Raw genomic sequence first — 15,690 nt, forward strand, 5'->3', positions numbered from 1 at the left:
TCACACGAGGGCGACGGCCTCCTCCGCGGTGAGGCCGGCGCCCTCGGCGTACGCCAGCTCGTAGGCCTCGCCGCCGAGCGCCTCGCGGACCCTCCCGACGGCGCGGGCGCGCCCGTCACGCTCCAGGCCCATCGCGACGTGGGCCGGCGGCAGCATCGCGTCGGCGGCGCCGAGGCAGCGCGCCGCGTCGACGGCCCGCCGCCCGCCGTCCACGCGGGCCATGGCCATCGCCGCGATCGTCAGGTACGAGGAGCGCATGTGCGGGGCGATGGCCGCGGAGAGCGGGTCGTCGGCCCGCTCCAGTGACTTGCGCACCTTGACCAGGCACTCCTCGTGCCGGCCCTCCAGCGTGGCGACCCACGCCTCCGCGGCGAGGATGAAGGCGTCGAAGACGACGAAGTGGGAGATGGCGAAGTCCTCGCGCAGCAGCCGGAGCTGCTCGCGCGCCTCCGCCGTCCGGCCGGTCATGCCGAGCCGCCCGGCGAGGAAGAGCCGGGCGGCCGGCATGGCGCCGTTGTGTCCCGTCCCCTCGGTCCGCTCGATGACCGCGCGCAGGGTGCGCTCGCCCTCCTCGGCGTCCCCGCACTCCAGCAGCACGCTGCCGAGGCGGGCGTCCAGGATGTCCACCTGGGCGTGCGCGCCGAGCCGTTCGGCCTCCTTCGCGGCGGCCCGGTAGTCGGCGGCGGCGAGCCGGAACTCGCCCTTGCGCTCACGGGCCTCGGCGCGGGCGGCGAGCGCCTCGGCGGTACCCCAGGCGTCGCCGAGGCGGTGGTAGATCTCCAGCGCCTCGTCGGCGTCGCGGGCCGCGTCGCCCGCCCAGTCGGTGCGGTTGGCGAGGAAGTTGGCGCGCATCTGGAGGCTGCCGGCCAGGCTCCACTCGTAACCCGGTGTCTCCCGGCAGGTGCGCACGGCGGCGTTCATGATCTCGCGCAGCCGCTCCATGTCGCCGGAGAGCATCACGGCGAAGAACCAGAGCAGGCCGGGAGGGGTGCAGGTCTGGGGCATGCCCGGTTCGTACGTCTCGGCGATGACCCGCAGTTTCCGCTTGGCCTGCGGGCTCTGCCAGGTCTCCAGCTCGGTGTCCATGCAGGCGAGATGGGCCAGGTGGACGCCGCGTCGCGCCTCCGCGAGGACCTCGCCGGTCATCGGGGGCGGGGCGGCCGTGCACCGCTCCCACACCGGTGCGGCGCGGCGGGCGGGCTCGGCGAACGGGTCGGGGCCGAGGGCCATGACCTCGTTGAACCAGTTCCGCGCCTCCACGCGCAGATCGCGCATCTGCCAGTACCAGACCAGTGACAGCGCCAGGCTCAGCGCCTCCTGTTCGTCGCGCTCGGCGACGGCGTGGCGCAGCGCGGTGCGCAGGTTCTCGTACTCGCGCTCCAGCCGTGCGATGGCGGCGAGCTGCCGCGGGCCCCGCAGCAACGGGTCCGTGGTCCGGGCGAGTTCGCGGTAGTACGTCAGGTGCGCGCGCTCGGCGGCGGCCCGGCCGCCGGTCTCGTCGAGGCGTTCGCCCGCGTACTCGGCCACGGTCTCCAGGAGCCGGTACCGCATGCCGTCGCCGGCCGACGGCGCGGCCACGACCAGCGACTTGTCGACGAGGGAACCGAGGGCGTCCAGGGCCGCGGGCCCGCACACGGCCTCGGCGGCGGCGAGGTCGCAGCCGCCCGCGAAGACGGACAGGCGCCGCAGTACGTCCCTCTCCTCCTCGTCGAGCAGGTCCCAGGACCAGTCGACGACCGCGCGCAGTGTCTGCTGGCGGGGCAGGACGGTGCGGCTGCCGGAGGTGAGCAGGCGGAAGCGGTCGTCGAGGCGGTCGGCGATCTGGCGCGGGGTCAGCATGCGCAGCCGGGCTGCCGCCAGTTCGATGGCCAGCGGCAGGCCGTCGAGGCGGCGGCAGATCTCGGCGCAGGCCGCCGCGGTCTCCTCGTCGGTGTCGGTGCGGAAGCCGGGGCGGGCGGCGGCGCCGCGGTCGGCGAGCAGTCGCAGCGCGGCCGGTTCCGGCAGCGGCTCCACCGGGCGCAGCGACTCGCCCGGCACGCCGAGGGGTTCGCGGCTGGTGGCGAGGATCGTCAGGCCCGGGCAGCGGGCGAGGAGTTCCTCGGCGAGACGGGCGGCGGCCTCGACGACGTGCTCGCAGTTGTCGAGGACGATCAGCATGCGGCGCCGGCCGCAGTGCTCCACGAGGCGTTCCACGGCGGTGGTCTGCCGGTCGGTGGCGGCGACGGCCCGCATCTCCTCGGCACCGGCCCCGTACAGGACGGTCTCGCGGGCGCCGAGGGCGGTGAGGACGGCCTCCGGTACGGCGCCGGGGTCGTCGACGGGGGCGAGTTCGGCCAGCCAGACGCCGTCCGGCGCGGTGTCCTCGACGCCCTCGGCGGCCTCCTGCGACAGCCGGGTCTTGCCGGCGCCGCCGGGCCCGAGCAGGGTGACGAGACGGGCGGTCACCAGGTCGCCGCGGAGCGCCTCCAGGTCGGCGTCCCGGCCGACGAAGGAGGTGAGCCGGGCGCGGAGGTTGCCACGGCGGCGGGGCGCCGCCGCGGCGGCGGGCGCGGACGTCGCGGAGGCCCCCTCGTCCGGGGTGGCCCGGACCGCGACCCCCGCCTCGGACGCGGGGGACGCCGGGGGCCAGGACGCCGGGTGTGTCGCGCCAGGGGCGGGCGCGGCGGGAGCCGCGGGCCCCGCGGGGGTACCGGGCACCGCCGGGGACACGGGTGCCGTGTGCCCCGCGGGGCCGTCGGGGCTCCCGTGCGGCACAGGTGCCCCGGGCCCGGCGGAGGCCGCGGTGTCGCCCGGGCTCCCGGGCCGCACGGGCGCCTCTTCGCTCGGGGAACCGGCAGACCCGCCCGGACTGCGGAGCAACTCCTCGTGCAGTGACCGGAGTTCGGGTCCCGGGTCGGTGCCGAGCCGGTCCGCGAGGTGGTGGCGTACGGCCTCGTAGGCGGCCAGGGCCTCGGCGGTGCGGCCGGTGTCGCGCAGGGCGCGCAGCCGCAGGGCCTGGAGCGGCTCGTCCAGGGGGTGGCCGTCGCACAGCGCGGTCAGCTCGGGCAGCGAGTGCTCGGCCTGCCCGAGGTCCAGGGCGGCGGTGTGACGGGCGCGCAGCACGTCCAGGTGCCGGGTGTTCCAGCGGGCCGCCTCGGCGGTGCGGTCGGGCAGGTCGGCGAGGGCGGGACCGTGCCACAGGCCGAGGGCCTCGTCCAGCACGGCGGCGGCCTTGCCGGGGTCGCCGTCGGCGAGGGCGCGGCTGCCCTCGCCGGCCAGCCGGTCGAAGCGGTGCAGGTCGATGTCCTCGGGAGCGGCGGCGAGCCGGTAGCCGCCGTCCGCCGAGGCGACCGCGTCCGCGCCGAGCGTGCGGCGCAGCCGCCCGACCAGTGCTTGCAGCGCGCCCGGCGCGTCGGCCGGCGGGTCGCCGTCCCACACCTCCTCCACCAGCAGCGCCGCGGGCACGGCACGGCCGGGACGCAGGGCGAGCACGGTCAGCAGCGCGCGCAGCCGCGCCCCGCCGACCGGGACGGCGGTGCCGTCGGGGCGGAGTGCCTGGGTGGTGCCGAGGATGCGGTAGCGCACGGGTCCATTGTCCCTGGTGCCGTGGCGGCCGGTCATGGGGTTTCCGCGGCGCGGCGCGGGGCACGGGAACCGGCGACCGGCCACGGGACGTTCTGGTCACAGCCCGGTACGGTCGGGCGGTCCCCGTCCCCCACCGTGCCGTCCGACAGCCAGGGAGTCCCATGACCACCGCCACCGCCCGCCCCAGCGACCGGCGGATCAGTCCCGTCTTCCTCGGGATCGTCGCCGTCGCCGCGGTCACGGGCTGGGCCACCTGGACCGGTTTCGCCGAGCAGCCGGGCCTGGCCGTGTTCCTGTTCGTGACGGCGGCGTGGGTGGTCTCCCTGTGCCTGCACGAGTACGCGCACGCCCGTACCGCCCTGCACAGCGGGGACGTCTCGGTCGGCGCGAAGGGCTACCTCACGCTGAACCCGGTGAAGTACACGCACGCCCTGCTGAGCATCGTGCTCCCGGTGCTGTTCGTGATCATGGGCGGCATCGGTCTGCCGGGCGGCGCGGTGTTCATCGAGCGCGGGCGCATCCGGGGCCGCTGGCGGCACAGCCTGATCTCGGCCGCGGGCCCGCTGACCAACGTCCTGTTCGCCGTGGTCTGCACGGCCCCGTTCTGGCTGGACGCACTCGACGGCGTGCCGCGCGACTTCCGGCTGGCGCTGGCCTTCCTCGCGCTGCTCCAGGTCACGGCGGCGATCCTGAACTTCCTGCCGGTGCCGGGCCTGGACGGCTACGGGGTGATCGAGCCCTGGCTGTCGTACCAGGTGCGGCGTCAGGTGGAGCCGCTCGCGCCGTTCGGGCTGCTGATCGTGTTCGCGCTGCTGTGGATCCCGGCCGTCAACGGCGTGTTCTTCGACGCCGTCGACGCGCTCCTGCGCGGCCTCGGGATCGGCGAGGCCGACACGTACTGCGGCTTCGAGCTGTACCGCTTCTGGCAGACCGACGAGCTCTGCTCGGTCAGCCCGTGACGGACGGGGAGCGGCGGGCGTCGCGCCCGCGCTTGACGTAGTACCAGCACATGTTGGACGACAGGCCCGACAGCATCACCCACACGACGCCGATCAGCACACTGCCCTGCACGAAGGAGACGACGGCGGCGGTCACGGCGAGGACGCAGACGACCAGGGCGTAGACGGCGAGGCGGGGCATGGGGCGGGCTCCTGTCGGGGGACACGGCGGGTACTGCGGGTGATGCGGTACTTCTGGCACCCCCAGTGTCCCCCATCGCCTCATACGTCCGTGACGCGGAGCCCGGCGTGTGCCTTGTAGCGGCGGTTGACGGAGATCAGGTTGGCGACCAGCGACTCGACCTGGTGGGCGTTGCGGAGCCGGCCGGCGAAGACGCCGCGCATGCCGGCGATGCGTCCGGCGAGGGCCTGCACGATCTCCACGTCGGCCCGCTCCTCGCCGAGCACCATGACGTCGGTGTCGATCTCCTCGATCTCCGGGTCCTGGAGGAGGACCGCCGAGAGGTGGTGAAAGGCGGCGGTGACCCGGCTGTCCGGCAGCAGGGCGGCGGCCTGCTCGGCGGCGCTGCCCTCCTCGGGCTTGAGCGCGTAGGCGCCCTTCTTGTCGAAGCCGAGCGGGTTGACGCAGTCGACGACGAGCTTGCCGGCCAGTTCCCCGCGCAGGGACTCGAGGGTCTTGCCGTGGCCGTCCCAGGGCACCGCGACGATCACCACGTCGCTGCGGCGGGCGGTCTCGGCGTTGTCCGCGCCCTCGACGCCGTGGCCGATCTCCTCGGCGGCGGCCTCGGCGCGCTCGGCGGCGCGGGAGCCGACGATCACCTTCTGGCCGGCCTTGGCGAGGCGGTAGGCGAGGCCCTTGCCCTGGGGGCCGGTGCCGCCGAGCACGCCGACGACCAGCCCGGAGACGTCGGGCAGGTCCCAGGGGTCCTTGGCGGGGGCCTTCTGTGCACTGTCGGTAGAGGTCATGGGCCGACCCTACGTCCGACCCGTCCACCGGCCGGGTTCAGGTCCCCCGCGGCGCCGGGGGGTCCCCGGGTCGGGCGAATACGGGCCGAACGCCGGTGGGCGCGGGGCGGGTTGCGGCAGGATGCGGGCCCATGGACGCCGTACGGGTCGCGTTGCTGCGGGAAGTGCTCGCCGGGACCGAGTGGCTGGGGGCCACCCGGAGGTTCGCGGGGGCGCTGCGGGGCTCGGTCGTGCCGCACGGGGGCGGGTTGCTGCTGGTGGGCACCGCCGGTTACGAACCGTGGCATCTGGCGGCGCACCTGGTGGACGAGGCCGCCTGGTCGGGGACGCCGGAGCTGGCCCCGACGCTCGTACGGCACGGCGCCCGGCCCTCGGACCCGGCGCACCTGGCGGTGGGGCTGGGGCGGCTGGCGGCGGCCCGGCGCGGGGAGACGCTGCTCGTGGTGGCGCCCGACGATCCCGGCGCCCCGCTCCTGGAGGGGGTGCACGACGCCCGCCGGGCCGGAGCGACGGTACTGGCGCTGGGCGCGGGCGAGCGGGAACTGACGGCCATGGCGCACGAGGCGCTGACCGTGCAGGACGGGGCAGAACTGGACCTGGACACGGTGCAGCACCTGGTCAGCGCGGCGGCCGGGGAGAACGCGGTACCGCCGCCCCGGGGCCGCCGCCGCTTCCGTGACCGGCTGTCCCGCCTGGCGGACCACCTGACGGCGCCGCCTCCGTCACGCTGGTGACGGAGGCGAGGCGAGGCGGGGCGGGGCGGAGCCGGGCGTCCGGTCCTGGTCGGATCCGCGTCCGGTCGTCGTCCGGTCGCCGTTCAGTCGTCGTCGGCGCGGCCCGCTGAGGCGTCGTGCCACTTCGGGTCGTTCTCCCACTCGAGGTTGCGCTCGCGGGCGGTCTGCATCGCGTGCTCGGCCTCCGTGCGGGAGGCGTACGGCCCGAAGCGGTTCTTGGCCGGGCACTCCGGGCCCTCCTCGACCTTCTTGTGCTCCAGGCAGTAGTACCATTCGCCCGGTTTTCCGACCGTGCGCTTCTTGAACAGGGCCATGACCGGCTCCTTTCGCCAGGGACATGCTCTCGTATGCCCGCTGGTTAGACTCGCTGACATGTCTGGCCAGTCGCTGCTCGTACCAGGGGAGCTGTCTCCCACCCGTTCCGTACCCGGAAACATCCGCCGGCCCGAGTACGTCGGCAAACCCGCGCCGGCGCCGTACACCGGGCCGGAGGTGCAGACGCCCGAGACGATCGAGGCGATGCGCGTGGCCGGCCGGATCGCGGCGCGCGCGATGGAGGAGGCCGCGAAGCTCATCGCGCCCGGCGTGACGACGGACGAGCTGGACCGGGTCGCGCACGAGTACATGTGCGACCACGGCGCCTACCCGTCGACGCTCGGCTACCGGGGCTTCCCGAAGTCCCTGTGCAGCTCCGTCAACGAGGTCATCTGCCACGGCATCCCGGACTCGACGGTGCTGCGCGACGGTGACATCGTCAACCTCGACGTGACGGCGTACATCGGCGGCGTGCACGGCGACAACAACGCGACCTACCTGGTCGGCGACGTGGACGAGGAGAGCCGGCTGCTGGTCGAGCGGACCCGCGAGTCCCTCGCCCGCGCGATCAAGGCGGTCCGGCCGGGCCGGCAGATCAACATCATCGGCCGGGTCATCGAGTCGTACGCGAAGCGGTTCGGGTACGGGGTGGTGCGGGACTTCACCGGTCACGGGATCAGCACCGCGTTCCACTCGGGGCTCATCGTCCCGCACTACGACAGCCCGCACGCGACGACCGTCATCCAGCCCGGGATGACCTTCACGATCGAGCCGATGCTGACGCTCGGGACGCACGAGTACGACATGTGGGACGACGGCTGGACGGTCGTGACCAAGGACCGCAGGCGGACGGCGCAGTTCGAGCACACGCTCGTGGTGACGGACTCGGGCGCGGAGATCCTGACCCTTCCGTAGCGGCCCGGCGCTCCCCTTCGTCCCGCTTCCCCCGCTTTCTCCCGGCCCGCTCTCCTCGGAGGGCGGGCCGTCGCGCGTCTCGGTACGCTTTTACCGACAGGACGTCGGAAAACCATTGACTTAGGTAACCCTAACCTGCAAGATCGGCGCCATGGACTCTTTCTCGACGCTCATCCGCACCGCCTCCCACGAGCAGCACGTGGAGGCCGAGACCTCGACCTTCATGAGCGACCTGCTGGGCGGGCGGCTCGGCGTCGACGCGTACGCCCGCTACACCGAGCAGCTGTGGTTCGTGTACGAGGCACTGGAGGCGGCGGCCGGCCGGCTGGCGGCGGACCCGGTGGCCGGGCCGTTCGTGCGCCCGGAGCTGATGCGGCTCGACTCGCTGGAGCGGGACCTGGCGCACCTGCGCGGCCCGGACTGGCGCACGGGGCTGACCGCCCTGCCCGCGACGGAGGCGTACGCGGCCCGGGTGCGCGAGTGCGCCGAGCGGTGGCCGGCCGGGTACGTCGCCCACCACTACACGCGCTACCTCGGCGACCTGTCCGGCGGTCAGATCATCCGTGACAGGGCGGAGCGGGCCTGGGGCTTCGCCAAGAAGGGCGACGGGGTCCGCTTCTACGTCTTCGAGGAGATCACCAACCCGGCCGCCTTCAAGCGCGAGTACCGGGAGCTGCTGGACGGCATCCGCGCGGACGACCTGGAGAAGCAGCGGGTCGTCGCCGAGTGCAAGCGGGCCTTCGCCCTGAACACGGCGGTCTTCCAGGGGCTGGGCGAGGAGTTCCCGCTCTCCGCGTGAGCGGATCGGGGCCCCTCGCACACGCACCGGTCCCCCTCGCCGACGGGGCCGAGGGGGACCGGGAGCGAACGACGCGCCGACCTCAGTTGTCGATGTCGTAGTCGTCGCTGCGGCAGTTGATGCCGCCGAAGTACAGGTCGCCCGTGCTGTCCGTGGTGATGGCGCCGAAGTACGGGCTGCAGGTGGCGTCCTCGTCACCGTGCAGCGGGCCGCCGTCGAAGGCGGTGGCGGTCGCCACGCCGCCGGCGGTCATGGCGGCGGTCAGCAGGACCGTGGCGAAGGCGGAACGGATGCGCATGAGTTTCCTCTCGCGGGGACTGAGCGGTTACGCCCAGAGGTAACCCCTGGCGGTCGCGCGCACACGCTGTTCCACCCGTACGGAGGTGCGGTGCCGGGCGGCTTCACCGCTCCAGGCGCACCCGTCCGCCGATCTCTACCCAGCCACCGGGCTGGGGAGCCGTGAGGATCTGCGAGCCCGCGCCCTGCGTGATGTTGAGGGCGCGGCCCAGCCGCTCGGTCAGCAGCAGGGCCGCCGCGCCGGTCGCCTCGTCCTCGTCGATGCCGTCGTCGCGCCCCGGGAAGGCGCGGGCCCGCACGCGTCCCGCCGGCTCGTCCTCCCACGCCCAGGCGTAGACCCACTCCCCCGCCGGCGGCACCGGCAGGTCGTCGACCTCGGCGACACCGGCGTACTGGCGCAGGGTCCGCGGCGGGGCCCACTCGGGGCGGGCCTCGATCCAGCTGAACTCGCCGTCCAGCCGGGTGCCCACCACCCCGGCCGGGGTGACGATCTCGGGGACGTCGAGCAGCCAGGCCACGCCGACGCAGGGGTGCCCGGCGAACGGCAGGCGCAGGGCGGGCGTGTAGATGTCGACGAGTCCGCGCTCGGGGTCGTCGACGAACACGGTCTCGCTGAAACCGAGTTCCGCGGCGAGTTCCTGCCGTTCCGCGCGGCCCGGCAGCACGGAGCCGTCCCGGACGACGCCGAGTTCGTTGCCGTAGCCGCCGTTCGGCGCGCAGAAGACGCGCAGTACGTCGTAGTCAGTCACGGGGGCATTCAAGCATCGGCCGTGCGGGCGGTCGTGCCCGCGTCCGCCGCCCGCCTCCGCACCGCTGCCCCCGTGACCGCCGCCTGCCTCCGCACCGCTGCCCCCGTGACCGCTGCCCCCGTGACCGCCGCCTGCGCCCGCGTCCGTCGCCCGCGTCCGAACCGCGGTCCCGCGAAGGCCGCTTAGGCCCGCGACCGCCGCCTCAGGCCCGCGAACGCCGCTCAGGCCCGCGTCCGCCGCTTGCGTGCGGCGAACACCGCGCCCGCGCCGAGGGCGACGGCGGCACCCGCCGCCGCACCGAGCGCCGGGCCCGGGAGGTCCGCGCCGGTGGAGGCCAGGCTGCCGCCGCCGGTCAGGCCGCCCATGGTCGAGCCCGTGCCGCCGACGGTGGAACCGGTGCCGCCGACGGTGGAGCCGCCCGTGCCGCCGGTGGTGCCCGCACCGCCCGTGGTGCCCGCACCGCCGGACGTGCCCGAGCCGCCGCCTGGCAACCGGGCGTCGTCGCTCAGCGCCACCGCGAGGTCGACGGCGTCGAGTGCCGTGCCGGCCGGGTAGTTGCCGAAGACCTTCGCGCCGGCCTCGGTGAGGGTGGCGGCGACGGCGTCGACGGTGATGACGTCGTTCCGCGCGGTCAGGCCGGCGGTCCGGGCCTCGAGGTCCGCCAGGACCACACCCGCGGACCGCGTGCCCAGGCTGTCGACGTCGGCGGTCAGCTCGCCGGTGCCGCCGTCGAGGGTGACCTTGAAGTTGCTCAGGGTCAGGTCGAGGCCGTACGCGCCGTTCGACTCGTGGCCCTTGAAGTTCACCGCGCCCCGGAAGGAGGCGGTGAGCCTGCCGGCGTCCGTGTCGTAGGTGCCGGTGGCGTCCTCGAAGGTGAAGGCGCCGTTGCCGGCCGCCTGGGAGGCGCCGCCCGAGACGGTGACCCTGCCCTGGGCGATGTCACCGACGACGTAGGCGCGGAAGGACTCCTTCACCCCCCAGCCGAGGGTGCCGTCGGCTATCGCGCCCTTGGCGGGGGCCTGGGTCGCGGTGGCCGTGGCCGTGGCGGAGGGGGAAGGGGAGGACGAGCTGCCGGTGGTCGTGGTCGCGGTCGGGCCGGGCGCGGCGGTGGAGGTCTGCGTGGCCGACGGCTGGGGCTCGGTGGTCCGCGTCTGCGACGCGGTCGGGGACGGCTCGGTGGTGGGGGCGCTCGTGGTGGGCGTGGGGCTGGGCTCCGGCGTCGCCTTCTTCACCACCGTCAGCGGGTCGCCGGCCGCGCCCGCGTAGGACGCGCTGCCGAGGTACTCCCCCGCCTCGGCGGTGAGCGTGGTCGCCATGTCCGTCATCTCGCGGGTGACGGCGACGGTGGCGAGCGGGACGTCGTCGCCCTCGGTGATCCTGGGCGTGCCCTGAGAGGTGTCGACCTTCTTCAGGTCGGCGGTGAGCTCACCGGCCTTGCTGTCGAAGCGCACGTCGCTGAACGTGATCTCGAAGCCGTGGGCCGCCGACTTGCTCACCAGGCCGCCCTGGAAGGCGAGGTCGACGGTGTGGGCCGAGCCGTCGTAGGTGCCGGTGCCGTCGACGAAGGTGAACGCGCCGTTGCCGGCGGCCTGGGTGGCGCCCCCGGACGGGGTGAAACCGCCGAACATGCCGACGTAGGTGCGGTACGACTGCTTGATGCCCCAGGTCAGTTCGTAGCCGGTGAGGGGCCTCTCGGCCGCGGAGGCGGTGGTCGCGCCGAGGCCGGCGAGGGCGGTGGCGCCGAGCGCGGCGGCGGTCGCCACGGCGGCGGCGAGTGCGGTGGAGCGGCGTCGTCTGACGGGCATGGCTCGGTTCTCCTTGAGTGGTGGGTCCGCCGGTCGGGGCGGTCCGGGTGTCGTGGGGAGAGGTCAGCCCCGGTCCGAGGGGGACGCGGCGGGCCGGGTGCGGCGCCTGCGCACGGCGACGGACACGAGGACCGCGGCCAGCAGCAGGGCGCCGGCGGTGAGGGAGACGGGCAGGGCGGGGAAGTCGCCGTCGTCCGTGGCGCTCGCGACGGGTCGTGCGGAGCTCCCGGGCGCCGCCCGTGGCGACTGCTCCGGCCGCGGGCTCGCGCTCGTCGTGGGGCCGCTGCCCAGGTCGGGCAGGGCGGGCAGCTTCGCGTCGGCGGTGAGGGCGACGGCCAGGGAGACCGGGTCCATCGCGGTGCCCGCCCGGTACATGCCGCCGAAGGCCTCGGCGCCGCGCGCGGTGAGCTTCGCGGGGGCCTCGGTGATGCGCACCTGGCCGTCGGCCGGCCTCGGGGTCCCGGCGGTGAAGGTGACCAGGGGCACCTTCTCGGCCTTGAGGCGGGGACTGTCCACGTCGGCGTACAGCGTGCCCCTGCCGTCCTCGACGCCGGCCCGTACGCCGCTGAGCCGGAGGTCGAGGCCGTGCGCGCCGGTGAAGCGCACCGCGCCCTCGAAGGCGGCGGTGAGGTCGCCGTCCTCGTACGTCCCCTGGCCGCCGGGGAAGCGGAAGAGGGCGCCGCCGTCCTGGGCGCCGGCGGTCAGGGCCCACCTGCCGTCGGCGATGTCGCCGGTGACGTACTCGCGGAAGGTGCGTCGCACGCCCCAGTCGACGGCGCCGTCCTCGATGGCGCCGCCGGTGGACTGCTGCCGCTTCGGGGACGGGGCCTGCGGGGCGGACGGCTGCTTCTCCCGCCGCTCCTCCTGCTGTCCCGCCGCCACCCGTACGTCGGCCGACAGGCTCACCGGGTCCAGCGCGGTGCCGGCGGTGTAGTACCCGGCGAAGGACCGGGCGCCCTCGGCGGTGAGGGTGGCGGGCAGGTTCTCGAGGGTCACGGTGCTGCCGCCACCCCGCATGTCGATGCCGCCGAGGGAGAGGGCGGCGAAGGGCACCTGACGGGACGTCGTGACCGCCCCGGTGCCCTTCGCCTTGCTGACGACGTCCACGTGGAGCGTGCCGGTGGCGCCGGAGATGCTCACGGTGGGACGGCTGATGGTGAGGTCGAGCTGGTGGGCGCCGCCGCCGGCGGGGTGGCCGAGGAAGCGGACGCCACCGGAGAAGGCGGCCCGCAAGGCTCCCGTGCCGCCGTCGTAGGTACCGGCCGCCGAGTGGAAGCGGAAGGCGCTCCCGCCGACGGTGGCCGCCCCTCCGGTCAGGGAGTAACTGCCCTTCGCGACCGGCCCGGTGACATAGCTCTGGAACGACGACTTGATGCCCCAGTCGAGCCGTCCGCCCTGCACGGTCCGGCTCTCGGCGTGTGCGGCGGCCGCGGGGAGCAGGAAGCCGAGGAGGGCCGCGCACACCACGGTGACCAGGGCGCGAAGACGGGCGGGCATGCGAAGTCCTCCGGATCGGGGGGCCGGTAGCGAACAAAGGTAAGGCTAACCTAAGCTCTAGCCCACTGACACTGGCCGCCGACGAAAGGAACGGACACCACCGTGCGACGCTTGCGGAACCGACCGGCGGGAGCACTGCTGTCCGTGCTCGCCCTCTCCCTGGCCGCGACCGGATGCGGAGGCTCCTCGGAGGCCTCCTCCGGTGCCGGGGGCGGGCAGGGGGCCACCGTGCGGAAGGAGGCCGTCGCCGACCGGGTCGAGCCGCTCGCGAAGAGACCCGAGCCGAAGCTTCCGGTGACCGTCCGCTCCGCGGACGGCGAGCGGGTGACGGTGGAGCGGGCCGAGCGCGTGGTGCCCCTGTCCGGCAGCCTCAGCGAGATCGTCTTCACCCTCGGGCTCGGCGACCGGGTCGTCGCCCGCGACGTCACCGCCACCTTCGAACAGGCGGCGGAGCTCCCCGTGGTCACCCGGGGCCATGACGTCTCCGCCGAGAGCGTGCTGTCGCTGCGGCCCGACCTGGTGATCGCCGAGACCACCACCGGCCCCGAGGAGGCCGTGGACCAGATCCGGGCCGCCGGCGTCCCGGTGCTGTCCGTGGCGGCGGCGAAGGGCCTGGACGACGTGGGCCCGCGCATCGGGGCGGTCGCCGGCGCGCTCGGTGTGCCGGCGGCCGGGGAGGAGCTGACCCGGCGCTCCGAACAGCGGATCGCGGCCGTGCGCGAGGGTGTTCCGGACGCCCCCGCGGAGGGAGGCGCACCCCGGGTCGCCTTCCTGTACCTGCGCGGTTCGGCCTCGGTCTACCTCATCGGCGGCAGGGAGTCCGGCGCGGGTTCGCTGATCGAGGCGGCCGGTGCGGTGGACGCCGGGGCAGCCTCGGGACTGAGCAAGGACTTCACGCCCCTCACCAGCGAGGCGCTGGTGAAGGCCGCGCCCGACGCGATCCTCGTCATGAGCAAGGGACTCGACTCGGTCGGCGGCGTCGACGGGCTGGTCGAGATCCCCGGCGTGGCCCAGACCCCGGCCGGTCTGGACCGCCGGATCGTCTCGGTCGAGGACGGCGTGCTCCTCAACTACGGCCCGCGCACGGACCAGGTGCTCAAGTCGGTCGTGACCCAGCTCTACGGCGAGGGCGACGCCCGATGACCGTACTGGAGGAGCCGGTCCGCCCCCAGGCTCCCGCCGGGCCGCCCCCGCCGCCCCGCCGCCGCACCACCGCCCGGCTGCTGACCGCCGCCCTGGCCGCCGGTCTCCTGGTCCTGGTCCCCCTCGCGGCCGGCACCGGCGCCTATCCGGTCCCGGTCGCCGACGTCCTCGGGTCCCTGCTGCACCGGACCGGGCTCGGCGGTACGGAACTGGACCGGGTGGCCGGGTCGGTGCTGTGGAACGTGCGGTTCCCGCGGATCGTGCTCGCCCTGCTCGTCGGGGCCTCGCTCGGCTGCGCGGGCGCGCTGATGCAGGGCGTGTTCGGCAACCCGCTCGCCGAACCCGGTGTCATCGGCGTCTCGTCGGGCGCGGCGGTCGGCGCGGTCGGCGCCATCGCGTTCGGCCTGGACTTCCTCGGCAACTGGACGGTCTCCGTCTTCGCCTTCGTCTCCGGCCTGGTCACCGTGCTGGTGGTGTACGCCATGTCCCGCTCGGGCGGTCGCACCGAGGTCGTCACGCTGATCCTCACGGGCATCGCGGTGAACGCCTTCGCGGGCGCGCTGATCGGCCTCTTCCTGTTCTTCGCGGACACGGCGGCGGTCAACCAGATCACCTTCTGGCAGCTGGGTTCGCTGGCCCAGGCGACGTGGCCCAAGGTGCTGGCGGTACTGCCGTGCGCGGCGCTCGGACTGGCGCTCGCCCCGCTGTACGCCCGCCGGCTCGACCTCCTCGCGCTCGGCGAACGCCCGGCGCGGCACCTGGGCGTGGACGTGGAGCGGCTGCGGATCGTGCTGGTGCTGGTGATCGCGCTGCTGACCGCGGCGGCCGTGAGCGTGGCCGGGGTCATCGGCTTCGTCGGGCTCGTCGTGCCGCACCTGCTGCGGATGGTGGCGGGTCCCGGGCACCGGTTCCTGATCCCGGGCAGCGCGCTGCTCGGCGCGCTGGTGCTGCTCGCCGCCGACCTGGCGGCCCGTACCGTGGCGGACCCCGCCGAGCTGCCGCTCGGGGTCCTGACGGCGCTGCTGGGCAGCCCGTTCTTCTTCTGGCTGCTGCGCCGCACCCGGCGCAGGCAAGGGGGTTGGGCATGAGGGGCACGAAGACCGCCGGCGCCGGACGGCTGCTGCGCCTCGTACCGTCCCGGCCGGTGCCGCCGCCTCCGGCCGCGCCGGGCGAGGTCCTCGCCGAGGCCGAGGGCGTACGCGTCCACCTCGGCGGGCGACCGGTCCTGGACGGCGTGGACGTCACCGTCCGCGCGGGCGAGGTGCTCGCCCTGGCCGGACCCAACGGGGCGGGCAAGTCGACCCTGTTGGGCACCCTGGCCGCCGACGTGCCGGCCGGCGGCGGAGTCGTCCGCGTCCACGGCCGGCCGGTGACCCGCTGGTCCGCCCCCGAACTGGCGTTGCGCCGGGCCGTGCTGCCCCAGTCGGCGTCGCTGTCCTTCCCGTTCCCGGTGGAGGAGGTGGTCCGGATGGGCCGGGCGCCCTGGGCGGGAAGCGACCTGGCGGCCGAGGACGACGCGGCCGTGGCCGAGGCGATGGCGCGCACGGAGGTGACCGGCTTCGCCGGGCGGCCCTTCTCCGCGCTGAGCGGCGGCGAACGGGCCCGGGTCGCGCTCGCCCGCGTCCTCGCGCAACGCGCTCCCCTGCTGCTCCTCGACGAACCCACCGCGGCACTGGACCTGCGCCACCAGGAGCTGGTGCTGCGGCTGTGCCGGGAACGGGCGCGGGCCGGGGACGCGGTGGTCGTCGTGCTGCACGACCTCTCCCTGGCGGCGGCGTACGCGGACCGGATCGCGCTGCTGCGCCGGGGCCGGATCGCGGCCGACGGGTCACCGGCGGAGGTCCTCGCCGAGGGGCTGCTGTCCGAGGTGTACGACCAGCCGGTGGAGGTGGTGCCGCACCCGCGCACGGAGGCCCTGCTGGTCGTCCCGCGGCGCGAGCCCTGACC

Annotated in this window: 15 protein-coding genes; 7 read left to right on the plus strand and 8 right to left on the minus strand. The window is 74.9% G+C overall.

Going from position 1 to position 15,690, the window contains the following annotated elements:
• On the minus strand, positions 1-3,600 hold the full coding sequence (locus SAM23877_RS11000) for an AfsR/SARP family transcriptional regulator (protein ID WP_053129858.1): 3,600 nt from the start codon (positions 3,598-3,600) through the stop codon (positions 1-3).
• 125 nt (positions 3,601-3,725) lie between these two features.
• Between SAM23877_RS11000 and SAM23877_RS11005 the strand changes: the two genes are divergently transcribed.
• The gene (locus SAM23877_RS11005) at positions 3,726-4,523 is read left to right on the plus strand and encodes a site-2 protease family protein (protein ID WP_053129861.1); all 798 of its coding nucleotides are present in this window, start codon (positions 3,726-3,728) and stop codon (positions 4,521-4,523) included.
• Here the strand turns inward: SAM23877_RS11005 and SAM23877_RS11010 are convergent.
• Positions 4,513-4,704, minus strand: coding sequence for a hypothetical protein (locus SAM23877_RS11010; RefSeq protein WP_053129864.1), 192 nt, complete (start codon positions 4,702-4,704; stop codon positions 4,513-4,515). The two genes, SAM23877_RS11005 and SAM23877_RS11010, sit on opposite strands and share 11 nt — an antisense overlap.
• An 80-nt stretch (positions 4,705-4,784) precedes the next feature.
• The gene (npdG, locus tag SAM23877_RS11015) at positions 4,785-5,489 is read right to left on the minus strand and encodes an NADPH-dependent F420 reductase (RefSeq protein WP_053129866.1); all 705 of its coding nucleotides are present in this window, start codon (positions 5,487-5,489) and stop codon (positions 4,785-4,787) included.
• 131 nt (positions 5,490-5,620) lie between these two features.
• Between npdG and SAM23877_RS11020 the strand changes: the two genes are divergently transcribed.
• Entirely contained in the window at positions 5,621-6,223 is a 603-nt protein-coding gene (locus tag SAM23877_RS11020; RefSeq protein ID WP_053129869.1) for a hypothetical protein, read from the plus strand.
• A gap of 83 nt (positions 6,224-6,306) precedes the next feature.
• Here SAM23877_RS11020 and SAM23877_RS11025 read toward each other — a convergent pair whose 3' ends face one another.
• The gene (locus SAM23877_RS11025; RefSeq protein ID WP_053129873.1) at positions 6,307-6,537 is read right to left on the minus strand and encodes a hypothetical protein; all 231 of its coding nucleotides are present in this window, start codon (positions 6,535-6,537) and stop codon (positions 6,307-6,309) included.
• A gap of 58 nt (positions 6,538-6,595) precedes the next feature.
• Here SAM23877_RS11025 and map point away from each other — a divergent pair, with 58 nt between their 5' ends.
• Both map and SAM23877_RS11035 read left to right on the plus strand, forming a co-directional pair.
• Positions 6,596-7,453 (plus strand): type I methionyl aminopeptidase, encoded by an 858-nt coding sequence (gene map, locus SAM23877_RS11030; protein WP_053129875.1) that lies wholly within the window; start codon positions 6,596-6,598, stop codon positions 7,451-7,453.
• Between the two features lie 151 nt (positions 7,454-7,604).
• A complete protein-coding gene (locus SAM23877_RS11035; protein ID WP_053129878.1) occupies positions 7,605-8,252 on the plus strand; it encodes a biliverdin-producing heme oxygenase in 648 nt (215 codons plus the stop codon).
• A gap of 82 nt (positions 8,253-8,334) precedes the next feature.
• Here the strand turns inward: SAM23877_RS11035 and SAM23877_RS11040 are convergent, their stop codons facing one another.
• The 4 genes from SAM23877_RS11040 to SAM23877_RS11055 form a co-directional block, all read right to left on the minus strand.
• Entirely contained in the window at positions 8,335-8,550 is a 216-nt protein-coding gene (locus SAM23877_RS11040; RefSeq protein ID WP_053129881.1) for a hypothetical protein, read from the minus strand.
• Between the two features lie 103 nt (positions 8,551-8,653).
• On the minus strand, positions 8,654-9,298 hold the full coding sequence (locus tag SAM23877_RS11045) for a PhzF family phenazine biosynthesis protein (RefSeq protein WP_053129884.1): 645 nt from the start codon (positions 9,296-9,298) through the stop codon (positions 8,654-8,656).
• A gap of 221 nt (positions 9,299-9,519) precedes the next feature.
• A complete protein-coding gene (locus tag SAM23877_RS11050) occupies positions 9,520-11,103 on the minus strand; it encodes an HtaA domain-containing protein (RefSeq protein WP_053129887.1) in 1,584 nt (527 codons plus the stop codon).
• Between the two features lie 63 nt (positions 11,104-11,166).
• Positions 11,167-12,600, minus strand: coding sequence for an HtaA domain-containing protein (locus SAM23877_RS11055; RefSeq protein WP_053129890.1), 1,434 nt, complete (start codon positions 12,598-12,600; stop codon positions 11,167-11,169).
• A gap of 102 nt (positions 12,601-12,702) precedes the next feature.
• On the opposite strand from SAM23877_RS11055, the gene SAM23877_RS11060 reads away from it, so the two are divergent.
• The 3 genes from SAM23877_RS11060 to SAM23877_RS11070 are packed head-to-tail and all read left to right on the plus strand — an operon-like array spanning position 12,703 to position 15,688.
• A complete protein-coding gene (locus SAM23877_RS11060) occupies positions 12,703-13,743 on the plus strand; it encodes a heme/hemin ABC transporter substrate-binding protein (RefSeq protein ID WP_053129893.1) in 1,041 nt (346 codons plus the stop codon).
• Positions 13,740-14,831: a FecCD family ABC transporter permease gene (locus SAM23877_RS11065; protein WP_053129896.1), complete on the plus strand. Its 1,092-nt coding sequence runs from the start codon at positions 13,740-13,742 to the stop codon at positions 14,829-14,831. The genes SAM23877_RS11060 and SAM23877_RS11065 overlap by 4 nt, the downstream gene beginning before the upstream one ends.
• Entirely contained in the window at positions 14,828-15,688 is an 861-nt protein-coding gene (locus SAM23877_RS11070) for a heme ABC transporter ATP-binding protein (RefSeq protein ID WP_053129899.1), read from the plus strand. Before SAM23877_RS11065 ends, SAM23877_RS11070 begins: the two co-directional genes overlap by 4 nt.
• Positions 15,689-15,690: the final 2 nt, after the last annotated feature.

Origin of the sequence: Streptomyces ambofaciens ATCC 23877 (assembly GCF_001267885.1) — a bacterium.
In the GTDB taxonomy this organism is placed as follows: Bacteria; Actinomycetota; Actinomycetes; order Streptomycetales; family Streptomycetaceae; genus Streptomyces; species Streptomyces ambofaciens.